The organism is Acidithiobacillus sp. TH-A35 (assembly GCF_057473505.1).
This window is the reverse complement of the sequence record NZ_JBYCKR010000175.1, coordinates 1-4453: the sequence shown is the minus strand read 5'-3', so window position 1 is coordinate 4453 and position 4453 is coordinate 1. Positions and strand designations below refer to the sequence as shown.

Annotated in this window: 6 protein-coding genes; 4 read left to right on the top strand and 2 right to left on the bottom strand. The window is 59.2% G+C overall.

The genetic code is table 11. The features are described 5' to 3' along the window. A partial coding sequence (locus AC2VNK_RS06135; RefSeq protein WP_486883183.1) for an exodeoxyribonuclease V subunit gamma occupies positions 1-853 on the bottom strand: 853 nt, incomplete at its 3' end. A 620-nt stretch (positions 854-1473) separates the two neighbouring features. Here AC2VNK_RS06135 and AC2VNK_RS06130 point away from each other — a divergent pair. Then, positions 1474-2340, top strand: coding sequence for a pirin family protein (locus AC2VNK_RS06130; RefSeq protein WP_291524365.1), 867 nt, complete (start codon positions 1474-1476; stop codon positions 2338-2340). A gap of 19 nt (positions 2341-2359) precedes the next feature. On the opposite strand, the gene AC2VNK_RS06125 is transcribed toward AC2VNK_RS06130, so the two are convergent. Further along, entirely contained in the window at positions 2360-3277 is a 918-nt protein-coding gene (locus AC2VNK_RS06125; RefSeq protein ID WP_291524363.1) for a lysophospholipid acyltransferase family protein, read from the bottom strand. A gap of 277 nt (positions 3278-3554) precedes the next feature. Between AC2VNK_RS06125 and AC2VNK_RS06120 the strand changes: the two genes are divergently transcribed. Genes AC2VNK_RS06120 through AC2VNK_RS06110 form a run of 3 tightly spaced genes read left to right on the top strand, consistent with a single transcriptional unit; the run spans position 3555 to position 4443 of the window. Next, on the top strand, positions 3555-3692 hold the full coding sequence (locus AC2VNK_RS06120) for a hypothetical protein (protein WP_291524361.1): 138 nt from the start codon (positions 3555-3557) through the stop codon (positions 3690-3692). A 44-nt stretch (positions 3693-3736) separates the two neighbouring features. Beyond that, positions 3737-3940 (top strand): hypothetical protein, encoded by a 204-nt coding sequence (locus AC2VNK_RS06115; RefSeq protein WP_291524360.1) that lies wholly within the window; start codon positions 3737-3739, stop codon positions 3938-3940. Between the two features lie 14 nt (positions 3941-3954). After that, entirely contained in the window at positions 3955-4443 is a 489-nt protein-coding gene (locus AC2VNK_RS06110; RefSeq protein ID WP_486883182.1) for a trypsin-like peptidase domain-containing protein, read from the top strand. The last annotated feature ends 10 nt before the right edge of the window (positions 4444-4453 follow it).

Genomic DNA, 4453 nt, shown 5'->3' with positions numbered 1-4453 from the left:
GGCGTTCGCGCTTGAGCAATTCCCGTCCCGAGGCGATGTCGGCCCAGTGGTAGCGGCAGGGGTTGGGCACCGCAAGGATCACCTGCATCTGCTGGCCCAGTGCGGCCAGCGCGGTCAAGCTCTGTTCCGGCAGTGTGGCCGCCCCGAAGAGGATGACGCGGCGGGGCAACGATGTTGCAGGGGGGCGCCCGGCGTTCAGGGCGGCGAGGAACCGGTCATGCACCTGCGCCCGGCCCAGGGCCTGACCCTGTTCGCGGCTGTGCAGGTTCTGCCGTAACGCCTGCCAGAGCCGGGGTTGCCAGCGCTGGTCTGCGGGCAGAGTCACCCGCTCGCCATCGCCCCGCCGCAGCAGGGACTGGTCTGTGGCCCAGTCCGCCAGCCAGTCGCCACGATAGACCTGATACTGGTCGAAGAGATCGGCGATCTGCGCGGCCATTTGCCAGCGCCGCTCCAATGCGCCGTCCGGCCGCTGTGACTGGCCGATAAAATGCCGCAAGGGAGTGAAATCGGCATGGGACAGCAGTTCCGGCAAGAGCCGCATCAGTCGCCAGGTGAGGGGGGCCTTGTCCAGCGGCGAGCGGGCCGAGACGATGCTGGTGCCCAGCACCCGTCCATAGCTTTCCCAGAGAAAACGCCCCGGCAGAGCGACGCGCACCGCGGCACAGATGCCCTCATGGGCTGCCAGGGTCCATTGCAGCCATTCGGCAACGCCGTTGCTCTGGACGAGAAAGATTTCCTCTTCCAGCGGCCGAAGCGGGTGCTCGCGCAGCCATTCCAGAACGGCATCGCCGAGCCACTCCAGACGGTCGCCGTGGAGGACGATAAAGCCCGGTTCGATTTCCGAATGACTCATGCGGGGGTGGGTACCGAGCCGATGGCGTTGATGCAGCGGACACTTACCGCAATCAAAAGAGCGCTCCTGTTGCCGTCCCGGGAATAGTGATTAATGTTGCGTTCTCCCCCGCATGAGTCGTATCCAGCAGGCTATTGCCAGTAAGAAAGGCAGCGTAACCACTTTTATGAAGAGGGTCGCCACAGCCTGTCCGGGCACAAACAGGAATAGAGAAAACCAGAGGCCCAGCGCCAAGCCGATCGGCGTGATTCGGTACAGATCCTTTGACTGTTCGCGGGCATTTGCACGAAAGCAATCCAGTAAACATCTGCGCAGGCTCATTCCCGCTTCCTCCTACGACTTCGCTAAGGCTATACGACGCTTTGTCATGGAATACTCGCCACGCTTACCAACGTTGGTCTTGATGGTGGCATGGCTGAAGAATGACGGCCATTGCCTGCTCGTGAATGGCCGGGAGCCGCCGCGCTCAGGACACCGATGTCCCGGCGTACTCCAGCCCCACAAGCCCCCAATCCTGCCCGTGTTGCGAGTATATACCAGAAATCCGGTAACAAACCGTCCCACTCCTCAACCTATAGTATATTTGTGAGCTGGTTAAACCCTATATTCAGGAGATAGTCATGAAAAAAGTGCTGGGTGTTTATGATGCACCGCATTCCCACTGGGTGGGGGACGGTTTTCCGGTGCGCTCCATGTTTTCATATCACAGTCACGGCAAGGCGCTCAGCCCCTTCCTGCTGCTGGACTACGCCGGTCCCATGGCCTTTACGCCGACACAACAGCCGCGGGGGGTGGGGCAGCATCCGCATCGCGGCTTTGAGACGGTGACGATTGTGTATAAGGGAGAGGTGGCGCATCGCGACTCCACCGGGCAGGGTGGGGTTATTGGTCCCGGCGATGTGCAATGGATGACCGCCGGATCGGGGATTCTGCATGAAGAGTTCCACTCTCCGGCCTTCACGGCGGCGGGTGGCGAGCTGGAGATGGTGCAGCTCTGGGTCAATCTTCCAGCTAAAGACAAGATGACCGCGCCCGGTTATCAGGCCATTGTCGATCAGGATATTCCGGAGATTGTGCTGCCTGACGACACCGGAACGCTGCGGGTTATCGCCGGTGCGTATGCCGGACAGCGTGGTCCGGCCAGCACTTTCTCGCCGATGCACATATGGGACCTGCGCCTGAGGGCGGGCGGTGTGAGTACGTTATCCGTGCCCGATGGCTGGAGCACTGCGCTGATCGTGCTCCGGGGAACCGTGCTGGTGAATGCCGATACCGTAGTGCGTGCGGCGCAAATGCTGGTGCTGGACGCGGCAAGCCAGGAGTTTTCCATTGAAGCTAACAGCGATGCCAGCGTCCTGCTCTTGAGTGGTGAGCCGATTGACGAGCCCATCGTTGGCTACGGCCCCTTCGTGATGAATAGCGAGGGTGAAATCAAGCAGGCCATTGCGGATTTCAACAGCGGGCGCTTTGGCCAGATGACACCGTAGTGTCTATAATCTTGTGGGGTCAGTAAGGCCGTTTGCGCGGTGCGGGCTGGTCCTTGAAACGGCGATGCACCCACCAATATTGCTCAGGTGCTTTGCGAATGGCGGTTTCCATGCAGGCATTCATGAGGGTTGCATCGGCCACTGCATCGCCGCTGGGGAAAGTGTCGGGCAGCGGTACAAATTCAATTCTGAACCCCGACCCTTGCGGCAGACGATAGGCAAACATGCCGAAAACCGGCACCCGGTCACGCGCTGCCAGCCGCCCCAGCACGGGGGTTGTGCAAGCCGGATACGCAAAAAATGGCGCAAACACACCTTCTCGGGGATCGACATTCTGGTCGGTCAGGATGCCGATGACTTCTTTTTTCTTGAGGAGGCGGCACAAGGGGCGAATACCTCGTTCTTTGTTGAGCTGACGGGCCCCGCTGCGCTCTCGGCTGTGCCGCATCAGAGCATCCATGCCCGGATTTCGCAATGCCCGATACATGCCGGTAATCGGCCAACGCTGGCCGGTATAAAGCACCGCCGCCTCCCAGGGACCCAAATGCGCGGTAAACAGGATGACCCCACGGTCCAGGGCGAGGGCGTGATCAACAGCCTCCGCGCCCTCCACCTCCCGCACCATCCCCAGCGTCTTCGGCAAGGGCCGCGCCCAGATCGGCCCCAGTTCCAACGCTGTGCGCCCCAGTTCACGAAAATTACGCCGACGCAACTGCTGACGGCCGGCTAATGACCAGTCAGGAAAGGCAATCTCCAGATTGATGTCTACCACCCGGCGTATCTTGGGGAGTCCCGCCATGACGATCAGCCCCAACCAGCCACCACAGCGTGAACGCCATGTGTCCGGCCATAGTGCGGTCCACTGCAATAACCACTTTACTGCGAAAGTGCCCAGTCGTTGCCCTCGCGTTCCTGCATCATCCTGCATCTTGGTCATGGGGCGCGTTTCCAGCACAACGTCGTAGTCACTTTTGGTTCATTCTGGCAACCTGTTTATGGAGAGCGGTAGACGCGACGCCACCTAATGGGGGTGGCAAGAGTCGCCAGGAAGCATAGGCGAAAGCAGCGCAAAACAAAAGCTTGAGACTGCGTAGTCCCCCAGGTTGGATCACCGGTCAGCAATGCGGCATACTCATCAGACGCGTCATCAGCTATCTGGGAAAACCTGGCCCAGTGATCAACGTACATTTAGCCCGCAGAGAGGTGCCTTGGCCATGATTCGTCTGCGTCTCTCCCTGGCGTTGAGTTATGAAGTGAATGCACCGGGAAGTGACTTCATTTTTAACATCCATGCTGCGCACACGAACCGGCAGAAGTGGTCGATGAGTCGCTGGTGGTCAATCACAACGTGACCGCTGACGGTAGAGACTGATCCGACGACGGGCAAAAGATCCCCATGATTGAATCCCTGCTCTTAACCATGGCCCGCGTGTCGACGTTTGATAATGACCGGTTGCTCACCCGCGCCAGTGGTTTCTTTTTCGCACGAGACAAGCGACTATTTTTCGTCACCAGCAGGCATGTAGTGACTGACAAACCCAGCAAACACTTCCCGAACCGTATTGAAATTGAACTCCATACACCGATGCCGAGAATTTAACCCGCGCAACCGTGTTGTCGGTTTATCTTTACCGCGATGGCAAAAGTCTCTGGCGCCAGGGCAAAGATAGCGGAGGAGAAATTGATGTTGCAGTGATTGAGATTGATCGCAGTGATTTACCGGAGTCGGTAGTGATCCAGTGCTTTACACCGGCGCATTTGCAAAGCGCATTTCAAGAAATTGAAGTAGGTAGTTTGTTGCTGGTGGTGGGCTTTCCGCTGGGCTTTCATGACACGCTCCATCATCTGCCAGTGGTACGGCAGGCAGTCATTGCCTCTTCCTTCGGCCTGCGCTTTCAGGGGCAAGGATATTTTCTTACGGACGCGCGGACGCACCGTGGCAGCAGCGGTGCGCCTGTGGTGCTGCGCTGTGCTGAGGGCGACCAGATCTTGCCGTGGAAGCTGCTGGGCGTGCATTCCGCGCGTATCGATATGGGGGGCGAGACGCGGAAGTGGATGAGTCGCTGGGCCTCAATTGCGCCTGGTACGCCGATATCCTTCTGACGCTAACGGC